This window comes from Kitasatospora sp. NPDC043950 (assembly GCF_056435345.1).
Genome location: NZ_JBWKER010000061.1, coordinates 1 through 14,458, shown reverse-complemented (window position 1 = coordinate 14,458; position 14,458 = coordinate 1). Strand labels below are relative to the sequence as shown.

The following is a 14,458-nucleotide window of genomic DNA, read 5'->3' as shown; positions in this document are numbered from 1 at the left end:
CGGAGCACACCGATCGCGGTGACGTCACGCGGTGGGTGCTCAGGTGGCGCGGCTGCTGCGGTCAGGCGGCGAGTTCGCCGGCCTGGAGCTGCCAGAGGGATGCGTAGAGTCCGTGCTGGGCGAGGAGTTCGTCGTGGGTGCCCTGTTCGGCCACGACGCCGCCCTTGTCCATGACGTAGATCCGGTCGGCGTGGCGGACGGTGGAGAGCCGGTGGGCGATCACGACCATGGTCCGCTCGGCGGCGAACCTCCGGAGCGTGCGCTGGATGGCGGCCTCGGTCTCGTTGTCCACGGCGGAGGTGGCCTCGTCGAGGATCACGACCGGCGCGTCCTTGAGGATCGCCCGCGCCAGGGCGATCCGCTGCCGCTGGCCGCCCGAGAGCGCGGCGCCGCGTTCGCCGATCAGGGTGTCGTAGCCGTCCGGCAGCGTCGCGACGAAGGCGTGCGCCTCGGCCATCATGGCCGCCTTGACCACGGCCTCGTCCGAGGCGCCGAAGCTGCCGTAGCGGATGTTGTCGGCGATGCTGCCGTCGAAGAGGAACGGGTCCTGGGCGACGAACCCGACCGCGTCCCGCAGGTCCCGGCGCGGCAGGTCGCGCACGTCGCGCCCGTCGAGCAGCACGGCACCGGACTCCGCGTCCTGGAAGCGCATCAGCAGCTTGGCGACGGTCGTCTTGCCGGAGCCGGTGGCGCCGACGAGGGCGGTGACCTGGCCTGCGGGAATGGTCAGCGAGAGGTCCTCCAGCACCGGCGGGCGGCCGGGGTAGGCGAAGGTCACTCCGTCGAGGACGATCTCGCCCCGCACCTTCCCGGTGTCGAGCGGTCCGCCGATGCCCTCTGCCTCGACGGGCAGGGCCCGCAGGTGGTGGACCCGGTCGTAGGCGGCGAGCGTGCGCTGGTACTGGTCGACGATGCCGCCGAGTCGGTTCATCCGCAGCAGCACCATCTGGGGCAGCCCGATCAGCGGGCTGAACACCTCGAACGGCAGGCTGCCGTCGAGCACCGACCGGCCGCCGATCAGCAGGGTGCCGGCCATCGAGCTGGTCGTGCAGACCCGGACGGTCTCGGCGTGGCGGATCGTGCTCCGGTCGGTCCGCTCGTTGCTCTCCTGGGCCACCGCGCTCAGCCGGTCGATGCGCTCGGCTTCGTAGTCCTCGGTGCAGAAGCTCTTGACGGTGGCGCCGGCCTCCAGGCTGTTGACCAGCTGGCTGTGCAGCCTGGCCCGGTTCTCACCGGAGACGGCGTAGTCGGCCGTGACCTTCTCCTGGTAACGGAGCGACAGCCAGGCGATGACCGGGATGGGCAGGAACGCGATCCAGGCGATCTGCGGTGCCAGCAGCAGGAACACCGGCACCAGGATGGCCAGGCTGGTGCCCAGCTGGAGCACGTCGTTGGCCGAGGTGGTGAAGAAGGCGCCCAGCTGGCGGACGTCGTCGGTGAGCACGCCGGCGATCCGGGTGGTCCGTTCGCCTTCCAGGTGCCGCAGTTCGAGGTGCTGGACGTGGTCGTACGTGCGGCTCCGCCAGTCGTGCTCGATGTCCTGGCCGAGTCGGCGCCACTGGAGGTTCGAGGAGTAGGAGAGGCCCGCGACGGCGGCACAAGCGACGGCCACCAGCCCTGCCAGGCCCCAGAGTTGGGCGGACGCGGTGGTCAGACCGATGCGGACCAACGGCGCGGCCTCGCCCTTGATGAGGACCAGCGCCGTCCAGCCGAGGAAGGTGGCGAGCGCCATCTCCGCGACCTGGCAGGCGACCGAGAGCGCGGAGGCGCGGAAGAGGCGGCGCCGGTGCGGTCCGACGACCTCCAGCAGGGGGTGGCGTTCGGTTCCGGTCCCGGCCGGCTCGCCGGCCGTGTCGGCCGTTCCGCGCCAGGCCTTCCGAAGGACGGCCACGGTCGCGGTCGCGACCCCGCCGAGTGCCACCAGTTGCCTGCTCAGCGCCGACCCCCGGATCAGCGCGACGCCGGCCGCAACCCCGCCGCCGACGGCGAGGACCTGTCGCACGACGAGGCCGCGGTCCGGGCGCGGGGCCGGTGCGGCGGGCCGCGCCGACGCCGGACTCACCGTCCCGGTCGGCCCCTGCGCGACCAGGGCGACGGCCCTGCGGACGATCCGGCCGACGTCCGCGGCGCGCACCCGTGCGTCGTGCCGGACGAGGACTCCACCGGTGACCGGACTCGCCTGTGCCTCGGTGATCCCGGGGACGCGCCGCAGAGCGGCGGCGAGGATCTCGGCCGTCCGGGGCCGTCCGAGGACCGGCTTGACGTCCCAGCGCTGGCGCCCCGGGATGACCGAGCGCGGGCGCACGTCCGAATCCACGGGAAGGTTCCCGGCTGCTGCGGCCAGCAGAGATGGCATGTGTACGATCACCTGTTTGCGGAGGTCGTGGATGGACCGTCATTGGGCATGACGGAGCACCGCGACAAATGGAAAGTCTGAAGGGGAAAGCGATACGGCCGACAGGGCGGCGGTAGCTGCTCGGGCACATCTTCCGAGACCGGTCGAAACATGCGCCCGAGCGACTGATCGGTCCGCGGGGCGGAGCGTCAGGGAGTCTTGCCGGCGCCGACGGTCGCGGTCGCGCGGATCTTCGGGGCCCTCGACTCGTGCTCGACCCGGTGGACGGGCTCGGTCTTCTCCTTGTGCGGGACGGGGCCCTCGGCGGCCCGGTGGTGCTCGTCGGAGGTGATCTGCGCGGCCACCATGTCGGCGGCCACCTCGGCCGCGAGGTCGTGGATTCCCTCTCCGGCCTCATGGGCCGCCTTCTTCACCTCCATGGCGATGCCGACGGACGTCTTGACGACGCCACGGACCAGCGGCTTGAGGAGCCGCTTGGCCAGCGGCGCGACGATGAGGCCGATCAGGAAGGGCGGTACTACGGGCGGCATGATGCTCCAACCTCTCTACGCAGACGGATGACAGGGGACCCCGGGGGCACTGCGAACTCCGGAGCACACACAACAGGGCGGACGGAAGCACCCATGTCCGAAATTCTTCGTTCCCGTGCCGGATTCCCTGCTGGGCCGAAAATTCCTCTGGGGTCCACCGCCCGCTCTCTGGCCACCGTAGTCGAGCCAGGTCCACCGAGAGCAAACGTCCTTGGCGGAATTCACCCGTGCGAGTGCTTTAAATCCAATCCGCCTCCACGGGTTGGAATATGCATACTCACCAAATAAGCCAATTATCCTATTTAACTATCAGGTCCCGTCCTGGGCCCCTCGTTCCACCCGTCGGCGCAGCACGGGGAACGGCAGCCCGCCACCACCCAGCACGGCCTCGTGGAAGGTCCGCACCTCGAAACCGGCCCCCTTCTCGGCCTCCGCCCGGGCCCGCAACCGAACGAACTCCAGGTAGCCCGCACGGTAGGACAGCGCCTGCCCGGGCAGGTCCGTCGAGTACCGCAGCAGGTCCGAGGCGATCTGGCCGTCCGCCTCGGTGGAGTTGGCACGCATGAAGTCCCGGGCCTGCTCCAGGCTCATCGTCCCGAGGTTGAGCCCGGTGTCCACGACGAGGCGCTGCGCGGTGAATCGCTCCTGCGCAAGGCGCCCGTAGGCGTCCCAGGGGTCGTCGTAGAGGCCCATCTCCCAGCCGAGGCCCGCCGCGTACTCGGCCCAGCCCTCGTTGAAGGCGCCGAACTCGGCCACCTCACGACGCAGTTGCGGCAGCACGCGGTTCTCGGCCTGCCGGGCGAGGTGGAAGTGGTGCCCGGGGGCCAGCTCGTGGTGGATCAGGGAGGCCGCGCCGATCAGCGAGCGCCCTTCCAGACCGGAACCGTTGTAGCGGTAGCGCCCGATCGGGGCGGCCGGAGTGGGCAGCTCGTAGTACCCGAAGGTCATCCCCGCCTCCAGCGCCGGATCCAGCCGCGCCAGTCCGTACGGCGCGGCCGGCAGCACCGCGAACCAGCGCGGCAGCAGCGGGGCGAGCCGGTCGAGGTAGCCGCGATAGCGGGCCTCGACCTCCTCGGGAGTCCGCGCGTAGAGCCGGGGCTCGGTGCGCAGCCGCTCGTGGAACTCCCCCTCCGGGCCGTGGAATCCGAGGGCGACGCGGGCCTCCCGCATCCGCTCGGCGAGCTCCCGGCACTGCTCCCGGCCGAGCTCGTGGAGCCGCTCGGGCGGCGTGTCGCCCCCGCTGTGGATCCGGACGAACTCCCGGTACGCCTCCTCACCGCCTTCATGCCGGGCCCAGCCGACGGCCCGCGGCGCCTCGCGCTGGTAGTCCGGGTCGTCGAGGACGGCGAGCGGGCCGTCGAAGGCCGGCAGCAACTCGGCTTCCACCAGCCGCCGCACGCCGCTCCGGACCCGTCCGCGCTCGGCCGGCCCCAACTCACCGAGCCGGGCCTCGTCCACCTCCACGCGCTCCGCCACCGACGCCCGCAGGCCCGCGAGGGTGGCGCGCACCCCGGGCAGGGCCGGAGCGGGCACCCGGAAGCCGCGCGCGGCCTGCCCCGCCGCCTTGTCACCGATCGAGCCGACCACCCGGGCCAGCTCGCGCACCAGCACCAAGTACCGTTCGGCGTCCGCTGGTTCGCCGAACCGGTGGCTCCGCAGGACCGCGTCGACGTACTGCGACAGCGGGAACAGCCGGTACGGCGTGGCCGCGGGCGTCAGCCAGTAGCAGCGGTGGGTGCGCACCTCCTGCTCGGCCAACCCCGCGAGGAATCCGACGGTGTCGGCATCGGTACCGGACAGCTCCGCGCCGTCGAGCGTCCGCGCCCGGGCCAGCACCTCCTCGGCGAACCGCGCCCGTTCCTCGGCCTCGGCGGGCGACGCTCCGGGGAGCGTCTCGACCGGGAGCCCCTGGCGGACTCTCAGCAGTGGATCGCGCTCCAGCAGGAACTCCCAGTAGCGGTCCGCCAGATGGCTCGTCGCCCGGCCCGGCTCGTTCGTCCTCGCGCTCATGCGGCCAGTGTGGCGGTGCCGGGCCTGCCGCCCTGCCCGGTCGCCCGAAACAGCGGCCTCGGTATCCCCCGAACGGATGAGGCGGCGGGTTTCGCCCCCGCCCCGTGCGGAAGGCGACCGCATCAACCGGAGCCCCGGGATGTCACCGTGCGCACGGATGTTCTGATGAGCTTACTTGTCCCCGGTCGGCGCGCCGGGAGGGTCGGCTGTGCGTGCGCCGCATCCGGTTTCCGGGATCGCGGCGCCCTCACCCCCCGGACCGCCCGACGTAGCGTGCTCGGCGACCCCTGCGCCTCCGGCCGCCGCCACACCGCCCCGGAGGTCCTGATCGCGCCCGAGCGGAGCACCGTCGCATGACCGTCACCCAGGACAAGCCCCTGCACCACCACACCGGCGCGGGGTTACCCGCCCCGTTCGCCGTCGCGGGGACCGGGGTGCACCTGCCCCCGACCGTCGTCACCAACGAGCAGCTGACCCGCTCCCTCGACACCAGCGACGCATGGATCACCAGCCGCACCGGTATCCGTGAACGCCGCCGCCTGGCCCCGGACCTGGCCACCTCCGACATGTGCGTCGACGCCGCGCACCAGGCCCTGGACGCGGCGGGCACCGCCCCCGCCCAGTTGGACGCGGTGATCGTCGCCACCTACACCTGGGACCAGCCCCTGCCCTCCACCGCGCTGATCGTCAAGGACGCCCTGGGCGCCCACCGAGCCCTGTCCCTGGACGTCACCCAGGCGGCCTGCGCCTCCGGCGTCCAGGCCGTACTGATCGCCGCCCACCTCCTCCAGAACCCTTCCATCACCACCATCCTGGTCCTCGCCGCCGACTGCGCCTCCAGGATCACCGACCCCACGGACCGCACCACCGGCGTCTTCTTCGGCGACGCCGCGGCCGCCGTCGTGCTCACCCGCTCCGAGACCGCGGGCGCGGGCCTGCTCTCCTACGACCTGGGCTCCCAGCTCTCCTACGACGTCCAGGTCCCGGCCGGCGGCTCCCGGCTGCCCACCAGCGCATCCACCCTGGCCGCCGGCGCCCACTACCTGCGCATGGACGGCCGCTCCGTCTGGAACACCGCCACCACCCGCCTGCCCGAGAGCATCACCAGCGCCGCCCGGCAGGCCGGCGTGCCGCTCGACGAGATCCGGCACTTCTTCCTGCACCAGGCCAACCTGAACCTCCTCACCGAAACCGTGAAGGCCATGGGCGTCCCTCAGGACCGCGTCCCCGTCACCGTCGACCGGCTCGGCAACACCGGATCGGCCGGCCTGTTCACCGCACTCCACTCCACCGTCGCCGCGGGCGGCCTGCGACCGGGCGACACCTACGTCCTGTCCGGGATCGGCGCGGGCTTCCAGTGGGGCACCCTCTGCCTCCGGCACGCCTGACCCCGACCACCGCGCCACATTCGAACACTCTTACCGGGCAAGCGAGTTGACTCGCCAGTGGCAGAACTCGGTGGCACCATGACGGCCATGCCCCGTCGTACCCCGCCGCCCGTCCGGACGGCCGCCGCCACCGTCCTGGCCGCCGCACTGACCGTCACGGTGGCCGGCTGCGGGGGCGCGGCCCGTCCCTCGACGAGCACCCCGCTCGTCGAACACGGGACCGTCCGGATCGCCGCGTCCAGCGAGACGCCGAGCTTCGACCCGTACACGGCCTTCGGCGCCGCCCAGGCCCGCTACGCCTACGACTCGCTGGTCAACGTCTCCGCCGACGCCACCCTGGTCTCCGGCCTGGCCTCCTCCTGGCAGGCCACCACCACCACGGCCGTCTTCACCCTCCGCCCGGGGATCACCTGCTCCGACGGCACCCCCCTCACCGCCACGGCCGTCGCCCGCGCACTCACCTACGCCGGAGACCCGGCCAACCAGCTCGCCGGCGCCCAGACCGTCCTGCCCAGCGTCCCGTACACCGCGAGCGCCGACGACGCGACCGGCACCGTGACGGCGACCACCCCCACCCCCTTCCCGTTCCTCACCCGTACCCTCGGGCTGCTGCCGATCGTCTGCCCCGCCGGCCTCGACCGGCCCCGGACGCTGGACCGCTCCACCCGGGGCACCGGACCGTACGTGCTGACCCACTACACCCCGGGCGGGCCGTACGAGTTCACCGTCCGCGAGGGCTACACCTGGGGCCCGGCCGGCGCGACCACCGCGGAGCCCGGCCTGCCGGCCCGCCTCGTCATCTCGGTGGTGCCCCAGGCCTCCACCACCGCGAACCTGCTGCTCACCGGGGGCGTCGACATCGCGGACGTGAACGGGCCGGACCGCACCCGGCTCACCGGCCACGGCCTGTCCACCACCGACGTGGCGACCGTCGTCGGGATGACCTTCTTCAACCAGCGCCCCGGCCGGCCGCTGGCCGAACCGGCCCTGCGCCGGGCCCTGGTGTCCACGCTCGACCGCCAGGGCCTCGCCAACGTCGCCGTCGGCGGCACCGGCACGCCCGCCACCGACTTCGGCGCCGAGGGCGCCGTCTGCCACGCCGACCTCGCCGCCGCCAACCTGCCCGCGCAGGACGCCACCGAGGCACTGCGCGCCGCCGGCTGGACCCGTGGCCCGGACGGCCGGCTGACCAAGGACGGCAAGCCGCTCCGGCTGCGCCTGATCACCAGCCCCGACCTCGGCCCCACGCTGTCACCCGTCGCCGAACTGATGGCCCGGACCTGGACGGTGCTGGGCGCGGACGTCAAGCTGGTCACCGAGAGCCTGCCCGCACTCGTCAACGCCATGTACCAGACCGGGGACTTCGACGTCGTGGTCGGCACCTCCCCCGGCTTCGCCCTGCCCGTCGGCTTCATCCCCTTCTTCTCCGGCCCGCCCCCCGCCCAGGGCCTCAACTTCGCGGGCGTGGCCAACCCCGAATACGACGCCCTGGTCGCCCAGGCCCTTCGGGAACCGGACACCGAAGGCTGCGCCACCTGGAACCGAGCCGCCGCCGCCCTCTTCCGATCGGCCGACGCCCTGCCGATCGCCGACGGCCGGAGCACCGTGTACGGGCGCAGCACCACCTTCGCCACCACCTTCGGCGGTCAGCTCGTCCCCACCAGCATCCGCCTGCACCGATGACCGGGGGAACCCGCGTGACCGTACCCCGCCGTTCGCCGCCTCTGCCGCATCTGCCGCGTCTGCCGCGGCACCTCATGCCCCGCCTCCTGCGGCACCCGTGGACGGCGTTCCTCGGCCGGCGCACCGCCCGGCTGCTCCTCTCGCTCGGGGTCGTGCTCACCGCATCGTTCGCGATGATCCGTCTGGTGCCCGGAGACCCGGTCCGCGCGGCGCTCGGCGTCGACGCCTCCCCCGCCCTGGTGGCCGCACGCCGGCACCAACTCGGGCTCGACGAACCCTTCCTGGCCCAGTACCGGCACTATGTCGACGGCCTCGTGCACGGCGACCTCGGCACCTCGCTGGTCACCTCGACACCGGTCGCGGAGCTCGTCCGCACCCGGCTGCCGGCCACCCTGGAGATCGCCGGCCTGGCCTTCCTCGTCACCCTCGCCGTCGCCCTGCCCGGCGGCCTGCTCGCCGCCGTCCGCACCCGGGACGGCCGGCACCCGCGCAGCGAACTGGCGTTCACCACGCTCACCGCCGGCCTGGCCGGGATCCCCGACTTCGTCCTGGCCGCCGGGCTCACCGCGCTGCTGGCCGTCGGCCTCCAACTGCTGCCGGTGGCCGGCACGGCGGGCGCCGGGTCCTTCGTCCTGCCGGTCCTCGCGCTCTCCGTGGCGCCCACCGCCGTCCTGGTGCGCATCGTCCGGGTGGAGGCGCTGAAGGTGCTGTCCGAGGACTACCTGCGCACCGCCCGCGGAAAGCGGCTGTCACCGCTACGCCGTTACCTACGGCACGCGGCGCCGAACATGGCCACCGCCGCGCTCACCGTCGCCGGAGGCCTGCTGCCCGCCCTGATCGCCGGCACCGTGCTGGTGGAGAAGGTCTTCGCCTGGCCCGGCATCGGTTCGGCCCTGGCGCAGTCCGTGAGCTCGCAGGACTACCCGGTGATCCAGGCGATGGTCCTGATCCTCGGCACGACCGTCCTGCTCGCCGCGCTCCTGGTCGACGTGCTGCTGGCGCTGCTCGACCCGCGCTCGACGATCCGGGAGAGCTGAGGTGCCGATGCCCCTTCCCACCAGGTACCTCCGCTCGCCCATGGCCTGGGCCGCCACCGCCATGCTGGCCTCTCTGATCGTGCTCGCGCTGGCGGGCCCGCTCGTCTGGGGCGCGGCGGCCGACCTGCCCGACCCCTCGGCGGTGCTCCAAGGCCCCTCCACTGCCCACCCCTTCGGCACCGACAACCTCGGACGGGACCTGCTCGCCCGGGTCCTGACCGCCACCCGGCCCTCCCTGCTGCTCGCGCTGGCCGCGACCGCGATCGGCGCGAGCACGGGCATCCTCCTCGGCGCGTCCACCGCCGTCGTCGGCCCCCGCGCCCGCCGCCTGCTCGCGGCACTGATCAACCTCCTGCTCGCCTTCCCCGCGCTCCTGGTCGCGCTCTTCCTCGCGGTCGTGTTCGGCGCGGGCGCGGCCGGGGCGATGCTCGCCCTCGCCGTCGCCGGTGTACCCGGCTTCGCCCGGCTCGCCCAGACCCTCGCCGCCGCCGTCGCGGGCACCGACCACCTGGCCTCCGCCCGGGTCCTCGGCCTGCGCCGGCACCGGCTGCTGTGGCGGCACGTCCTGCCCAACATCGCCGAACCGCTGCTGCTGAGCGCGACCACGGCGGCGGGCACCTCCCTGGTCGCGCTCTCCGGGCTGAGCTTCCTCGGCCTGGGCGTCCAACCGCCCGGCTACGACTGGGGGCAACTGCTCAACCAGGGGCTCGACCGGATCTACGCACAGCCGCTGCCCGCCCTCGCCCCCGGCCTGGCCATCCTCTACGCGGCGGTGACGTTCCAACTGCTCGGCGAGGTCCTGGCCGGAGGCGCCGCCCGGCGCAACCCGGCGGACCGTGCGGACCGTACGCCCCGGCGACGGATTGCGCCGAGTGCACCGAGTGGGCCGAGTGGGCCGAGTGCGCCGAGCGGGCCGAGCGGGCCCGCCGAGGACGGCCTCGTCCTCCAGGTCGAGGAGCTGAGCGTCGAACTCCCCACCCCGGACGGCGTGATCCGGCCGGTCCGCGGCGTGAGCCTCTCCCTGCGGCCGGGCGAGATCGTCGGACTCGTCGGCGAGTCCGGCTCCGGCAAGTCGCTCACCGCGCTCGCGATCGCCGACCTGCTCCCCGAACGCGCCCGGGTCTCCCCCCGCACCCTCCGGCTGCTCGGCGCCGACCTGAACGCCATGACGCCGAAGCAGCGCGACCAGCACCTCGCGACCGGCCTGGCGATGGTCTTCCAGAACCCGGCCACGGCACTCAACCCGTCACTCCGGATCGCCACCCAGCTCACCGAGGCACCCCGCACCCATCTCGGCACGAGCCGCACCCAGGCCCTGCGCGATGCCGCGGACGCCCTGCAACGGGTGGCCCTGCCCCCCGCCCTGCTACGGTCACGCCCCCACCAGCTCTCCGGCGGCCAGCGCCAGCGCGTGATGATCGCCGCCGGCCTGATGATGCGGCCCGGCCTGATCATCGCCGACGAACCGACGACCGCCCTCGACACCACCGTGCAGCGGCAGATCACCGAACTGCTCTCCGACCTGCGGCGGGACACCTCCGCCGCCGTCCTGTTCATCAGCCACGACATCGCGCTCGTGAGCGGATTCTGCGAACGCGTCCTGGTGATGTACGCGGGCTCCGTCGTCGAAACCCTCCCCGCCGACCGGCTCGCCACCGCCGCCCGGCACCCCTACACCCGGGCCCTGGTCGCCTCGGTACCGGACCTCACCGCGGACCGCGACCGGCCGCTGCCCACCGTGGCGGGCGCGCCGCCCGACCCGATCGCACCCGCCCCGGGCTGCCCGTTCGAGCCCCGCTGCCCGTACCGGCAGGACCGCTGCGCCCGGGAGGCTCCGCAGCTGGACGACGTCGACGCGCTCCAGCGGGTCGCCTGCTGGTACCCCCCGCCGGCGGCGGCAGAGACGGACCGGGCGACGGAACCTACGGAACATCAGGTGGAGGCGGACCCGTCATGACCAGCCTGCGGCTCTGCGACCTCACCGTCCGCCACCACGGCCCGCGCGGCCCCGTCACCGCCGTGGACCGCGTCTCACTGGAGGTCCCGGCCGGCACCACGCTCGGGCTCGTCGGCGAGTCCGGCTCGGGGAAGTCGACCCTGGCCCGCGCGATCGTCGGACTCGCCCCCGTGCACGGGGGCCGGGTCCTCGTCGACGGCCAGGACGTCCGGGTCCGTACCGTCCGTGCCCGGCGCCGGCTCGGCCGCCTGGTCCAGATCGTCCTCCAGGACCCGGACACCGCGCTCGACCCCCGGATGACCGTCCGCCAGACCCTCGTCGAGGCCGCCACCGTCTTCCAGTGGCTCGACCGGCACGCCCGTACCGAGCGCGTCGCCGAGCTGCTCGACCTCGTCGGACTGGACCCCCGGCTCGCCGGCCGCCTGCCCCGGCAGCTGTCCGGCGGCCAGCGCCAACGGGTCGCCGTCGCCCGCGCCCTGGCCGTCGGACCCGGACTCCTGATCGCCGACGAGATCACCTCGGCACTCGACGTCTCGGTACAGGCGTCCGTCCTCAACACGATCCGCGAACTCCGGCAACGGCTCGGCCTGTCCATGCTGTTCATCGGCCACAACCTGCCCGCGGTCTGCTACGTCTCCGATACGGTGGCGGTGATGCAGCGCGGCCGGATCGTCGAAACGGGCCCCACCGACGCCCTCCTGCGCGACCCGCAGCACCCCTACACGCGCGAGCTCCTCGCCGCCGTCCCCCGCCTGTCCGGCCCACCGCCCTCCCGGAGGTCCCGATGACCGTCGACCGACCCGACGCGGTGGTGGTCGGGGCCGGGGTGATCGGCACCGCCGTCGCCCTCGAACTCGCCCGCACCGGACGGCAGGTGGTCGTGGTGGACAAGGCCGGCGCGGCCGGCCACGGATCGACCGGCGCGTCCAGCGCGATCGTCCGGTTCAACTACTCCACCTTCGACGGCGTCGCCACGGCCTGGGAGTCCCTCCACCTGTGGGCGTCCTGGCCCGAGCACCTCGGGCTCACCACCGACCGCCGCCCGCTCGCGGCCTTCCGCCGCACCGGCGCCGTGCTGCTCGACGCGCCCTTCCCCGAACCCGCCGACACCGCGGCCCTGTTCGACCTGGCCGGCGTCCCGTACGAACGGTGGGACACCGCGACCCTGCGCGGGCGCCTGCCCGGGATCGACGCCGGGCGGTACTGGCCGCCGAAGCCCGTGGACGACGACGCCTTCTTCGACGGCCCGGCCGGTGAGCTCGGTGCCCTGTTCACCCCGGACGCCGGGTTCGTCGACGACCCGCAGCTCGCGGCCCAGAACCTCGCCGACGCGGCGGGCGAGCTGGGTGCGCGCTTCCTGTTCCACCGCACCGTGGTGGCCGTCGACCGGCACGCGGACCGCGTGGCAGGCCTCCATCTGGCCGACGGGGCCCGGATCGCCGCGCCGGTCGTGGTCAACGCCGCCGGCCCGTGGTCGGGAGGCCTCAACCGGCTGGCGGGTGTCGGCAGCGACTTCACCATCGGTGTACGCCCCCTGCGCGAGGAGGTCCACCAGATCGCCGCGCCCGACAGCTCCACCACCCGCCTCACCAGCGGCCCCACCGCCCGCCCCGGGCCGGTTCCGGTCGTCGCCGACCTCGACCTCGGCACCTACCTGCGCCCGGTTGCCGGGGGCCGCCTGCTCATCGGCGGCACCCAGCCGGCCTGCGACCCACCGGAGTGGATCGACGACCCGGACGAGGCCGACCCGCGCCCCACCGCCCACCGCTTCCGGACCCAGGTGACCCGCGCGGCCCGCCGCTTCCCCGGGATCACGGTCCCCAGCCGGCCCGTCGGCGTCGCGGGCGTGTACGACGTCGCCGACGACTGGACCCCGATCTACGACCGCACCGCCCTCGACGGCTACTACGTCGCCATGGGCACGAGCGGCAACCAGTTCAAGAACGCACCGCTGGTGGGCCGCTACCTCGCGACCCTGATCGACCTGGTCGAGGCCGGCCACGACCATGACGGCGACCCGGTCCGCTACCGCTGCGAGCACACCGGCAACGTCGTGGACCTGGGCGCGTTCTCCCGCCGCCGCCCCGTCCGGACCGGCTCCGCCCGCACGGTCATGGGCTGAGGGTGCGCAGTTCGCTCACCAGATCCGAGACCACCCCGACCACGAACCCGGGCTCCTCGGTCGGGAAGTCATGGCCGGTTCCCGTCGGCGTGTGCACCACCCGGGACGCGGTCGACGCCGCCAGGTAGCGGGTCCGGGCCCCGAGGTAGAAGCGCGCCATCCGCTCGGCCTCGGCGGCGTCCCCGGCGGCGGCCAGCACCGTCTCCCCGCCCGTGAGGTCGCGGGGTATGACCAGCACCAGCGGCAGGTCGCCGAGGTCCCCGTCGTAGACCACGGTCTCCCAGCCCACCTCCGCCAGGCCGACGGGCGAGAGCTCCGCGAAGATCGACGCGGCGGCGCAGTACTGGCCGGTCCGACTGTCCCGGCCCCGGCCCCGGCCCCGGTGAACACCGAACAGGTGCCGCACCGCCGTCAGCAGGAACTCCCGGCGCATGCCCGCGACCAGCCGATTGGGCGGCGCGAAGGCGATGACCTCCAGGGGCGTCGGATCCAGCAGCACGAGTCCGGCCACCACGTCCGGCCGCCGCCTGGCGGCATTCGCGACCAGCAGCCCGCCGAAGGAATGGCCGACGAACACGTACGGGGCCCGCTCCCCCGCCGCCTCCAGCGCGGCCACCAGCTCCTCCGCCTCGGCCGCCGTCGTCCTCGGGAAGGGCCCGACGTCACTCCAGCCCGAGCCGAACCGGTCGACCAGCACCGAGCGGCTCCGGGCCGCCATCATCGCGTGCAACTGCCCGAACTCCTCGCCCGGCGCGTGCCCGCCCGGCATCCAGACCACCGTCGGCCCATCCCCGGCAACCCCCTCGGCGAGGACGTGCATCCGGCGTCCGCCCACCCCGACCAGCCGCCCCGGCGCCCCGCCCGCCCCCGCGCCCCGGCCGACCAGCACCAGATGCCGCACCGCGCCGACCGCCAATACCACACCCACAGTCACCACTAAGCACCCGAGTGCCACCAGCCATCCCGCACCGCCCCCGACCAGCCCGACCCCCACACCCACCACCAGCACCGCGACCGGCACTCCCGCCCAGTCCCGGCTCAGCGACGCGAGCAGGGCATCCGCCACCCGTCCGTTCCGGCGCATCGGTCCTCCACGGCATCCGAGAGGCGACCTCTCCCCCTGTTCTTCCCCCATCCCCCCACTCCGACGCGCCCACACGAACACACATTCGACATGGCAGGCCCTGCCCGCCCTGCGCCCCACCCACCGCGCGCCCCGCCCCCGTGTCGCTGCCCATCGGAGAGGAGCCGGCCACCAGGCCACATCTCCACAAATGCAAAGAACCCCCATCCGGTTTCCCGGATGGGGGTTCTCTGTGAATGATTGTTCGGCGGCGTCCTACTCTCCCACAGGGTCCCCCCTGCAGTACCATCG

10 protein-coding genes are annotated in these 14,458 nt (G+C 73.6%); 6 read left to right on the top strand and 4 right to left on the bottom strand.

Features of this window, described 5'->3' with window-relative positions; all coding sequences use genetic code 11:
• Positions 1–61: 61 nt before the first annotated feature.
• The 3 genes from AC07BF_RS31680 to AC07BF_RS31670 all read right to left on the bottom strand — a co-directional run bounded on the left by AC07BF_RS31680 (position 62) and on the right by AC07BF_RS31670 (position 4,896).
• Positions 62–2,356 carry an ABC transporter ATP-binding protein gene (locus tag AC07BF_RS31680; protein ID WP_478334256.1) on the bottom strand — a complete coding sequence of 765 codons (2,295 nt, stop codon included), beginning with the start codon at positions 2,354–2,356 and terminating at the stop codon, positions 62–64.
• 188 nt (positions 2,357–2,544) lie between these two features.
• Positions 2,545–2,886, bottom strand: a complete 342-nt coding sequence (locus AC07BF_RS31675; protein ID WP_363625554.1) for a DUF5132 domain-containing protein — start codon at positions 2,884–2,886, stop codon at positions 2,545–2,547.
• Between the two features lie 309 nt (positions 2,887–3,195).
• Positions 3,196–4,896: a DUF885 domain-containing protein gene (locus AC07BF_RS31670; RefSeq protein WP_478334255.1), complete on the bottom strand. Its 1,701-nt coding sequence runs from the start codon at positions 4,894–4,896 to the stop codon at positions 3,196–3,198.
• 353 nt (positions 4,897–5,249) lie between these two features.
• On the opposite strand from AC07BF_RS31670, the gene AC07BF_RS31665 reads away from it, so the two are divergent.
• The 6 genes from AC07BF_RS31665 (at position 5,250) to AC07BF_RS31640 (ending at position 13,083) form a co-directional block, all read left to right on the top strand.
• A complete protein-coding gene (locus AC07BF_RS31665) occupies positions 5,250–6,284 on the top strand; it encodes a 3-oxoacyl-ACP synthase III family protein (RefSeq protein ID WP_363587271.1) in 1,035 nt (344 codons plus the stop codon).
• Positions 6,285–6,371: 87 nt separating this feature from the next.
• The gene (locus AC07BF_RS31660) at positions 6,372–7,967 is read left to right on the top strand and encodes an ABC transporter substrate-binding protein (RefSeq protein ID WP_478334254.1); all 1,596 of its coding nucleotides are present in this window, start codon (positions 6,372–6,374) and stop codon (positions 7,965–7,967) included.
• 74 nt (positions 7,968–8,041) lie between these two features.
• A complete protein-coding gene (locus AC07BF_RS31655) occupies positions 8,042–9,004 on the top strand; it encodes an ABC transporter permease (protein WP_363587273.1) in 963 nt (320 codons plus the stop codon).
• A gap of 7 nt (positions 9,005–9,011) precedes the next feature.
• Positions 9,012–10,961: a dipeptide/oligopeptide/nickel ABC transporter permease/ATP-binding protein gene (locus tag AC07BF_RS31650; RefSeq protein ID WP_478334261.1), complete on the top strand. Its 1,950-nt coding sequence runs from the start codon at positions 9,012–9,014 to the stop codon at positions 10,959–10,961.
• Positions 10,958–11,749 carry an ABC transporter ATP-binding protein gene (locus AC07BF_RS31645; RefSeq protein ID WP_478334253.1) on the top strand — a complete coding sequence of 264 codons (792 nt, stop codon included), beginning with the start codon at positions 10,958–10,960 and terminating at the stop codon, positions 11,747–11,749. Before AC07BF_RS31650 ends, AC07BF_RS31645 begins: the two co-directional genes overlap by 4 nt.
• A complete protein-coding gene (locus tag AC07BF_RS31640; RefSeq protein WP_400989600.1) occupies positions 11,746–13,083 on the top strand; it encodes an NAD(P)/FAD-dependent oxidoreductase in 1,338 nt (445 codons plus the stop codon). Before AC07BF_RS31645 ends, AC07BF_RS31640 begins: the two co-directional genes overlap by 4 nt.
• On the opposite strand, the gene AC07BF_RS31635 is transcribed toward AC07BF_RS31640, so the two are convergent.
• A complete protein-coding gene (locus AC07BF_RS31635; RefSeq protein ID WP_478334252.1) occupies positions 13,073–14,167 on the bottom strand; it encodes an alpha/beta fold hydrolase in 1,095 nt (364 codons plus the stop codon). The two genes, AC07BF_RS31640 and AC07BF_RS31635, sit on opposite strands and share 11 nt — an antisense overlap.
• Between the last annotated feature and the right edge of the window lie 291 nt (positions 14,168–14,458).

Coding starts and splice junctions, on each gene's coding strand:
- AC07BF_RS31675 (WP_363625554.1), bottom strand. CDS start 2,886: ATGCCGCCCGTAGTACCGCCCTTCCTGATCGGCCTCATCGTCGCGCCG.
- AC07BF_RS31670 (WP_478334255.1), bottom strand. CDS start 4,896: ATGAGCGCGAGGACGAACGAGCCGGGCCGGGCGACGAGCCATCTGGCG.
- AC07BF_RS31660 (WP_478334254.1), top strand. CDS start 6,372: ATGCCCCGTCGTACCCCGCCGCCCGTCCGGACGGCCGCCGCCACCGTC.
- AC07BF_RS31640 (WP_400989600.1), top strand. CDS start 11,746: ATGACCGTCGACCGACCCGACGCGGTGGTGGTCGGGGCCGGGGTGATC.
- AC07BF_RS31680 (WP_478334256.1), bottom strand. CDS start 2,356: ATGCCATCTCTGCTGGCCGCAGCAGCCGGGAACCTTCCCGTGGATTCG.
- AC07BF_RS31665 (WP_363587271.1), top strand. CDS start 5,250: ATGACCGTCACCCAGGACAAGCCCCTGCACCACCACACCGGCGCGGGG.
- AC07BF_RS31650 (WP_478334261.1), top strand. CDS start 9,012: ATGCCCCTTCCCACCAGGTACCTCCGCTCGCCCATGGCCTGGGCCGCC.
- AC07BF_RS31635 (WP_478334252.1), bottom strand. CDS start 14,167: ATGCGCCGGAACGGACGGGTGGCGGATGCCCTGCTCGCGTCGCTGAGC.
- AC07BF_RS31655 (WP_363587273.1), top strand. CDS start 8,042: ATGCCCCGCCTCCTGCGGCACCCGTGGACGGCGTTCCTCGGCCGGCGC.
- AC07BF_RS31645 (WP_478334253.1), top strand. CDS start 10,958: ATGACCAGCCTGCGGCTCTGCGACCTCACCGTCCGCCACCACGGCCCG.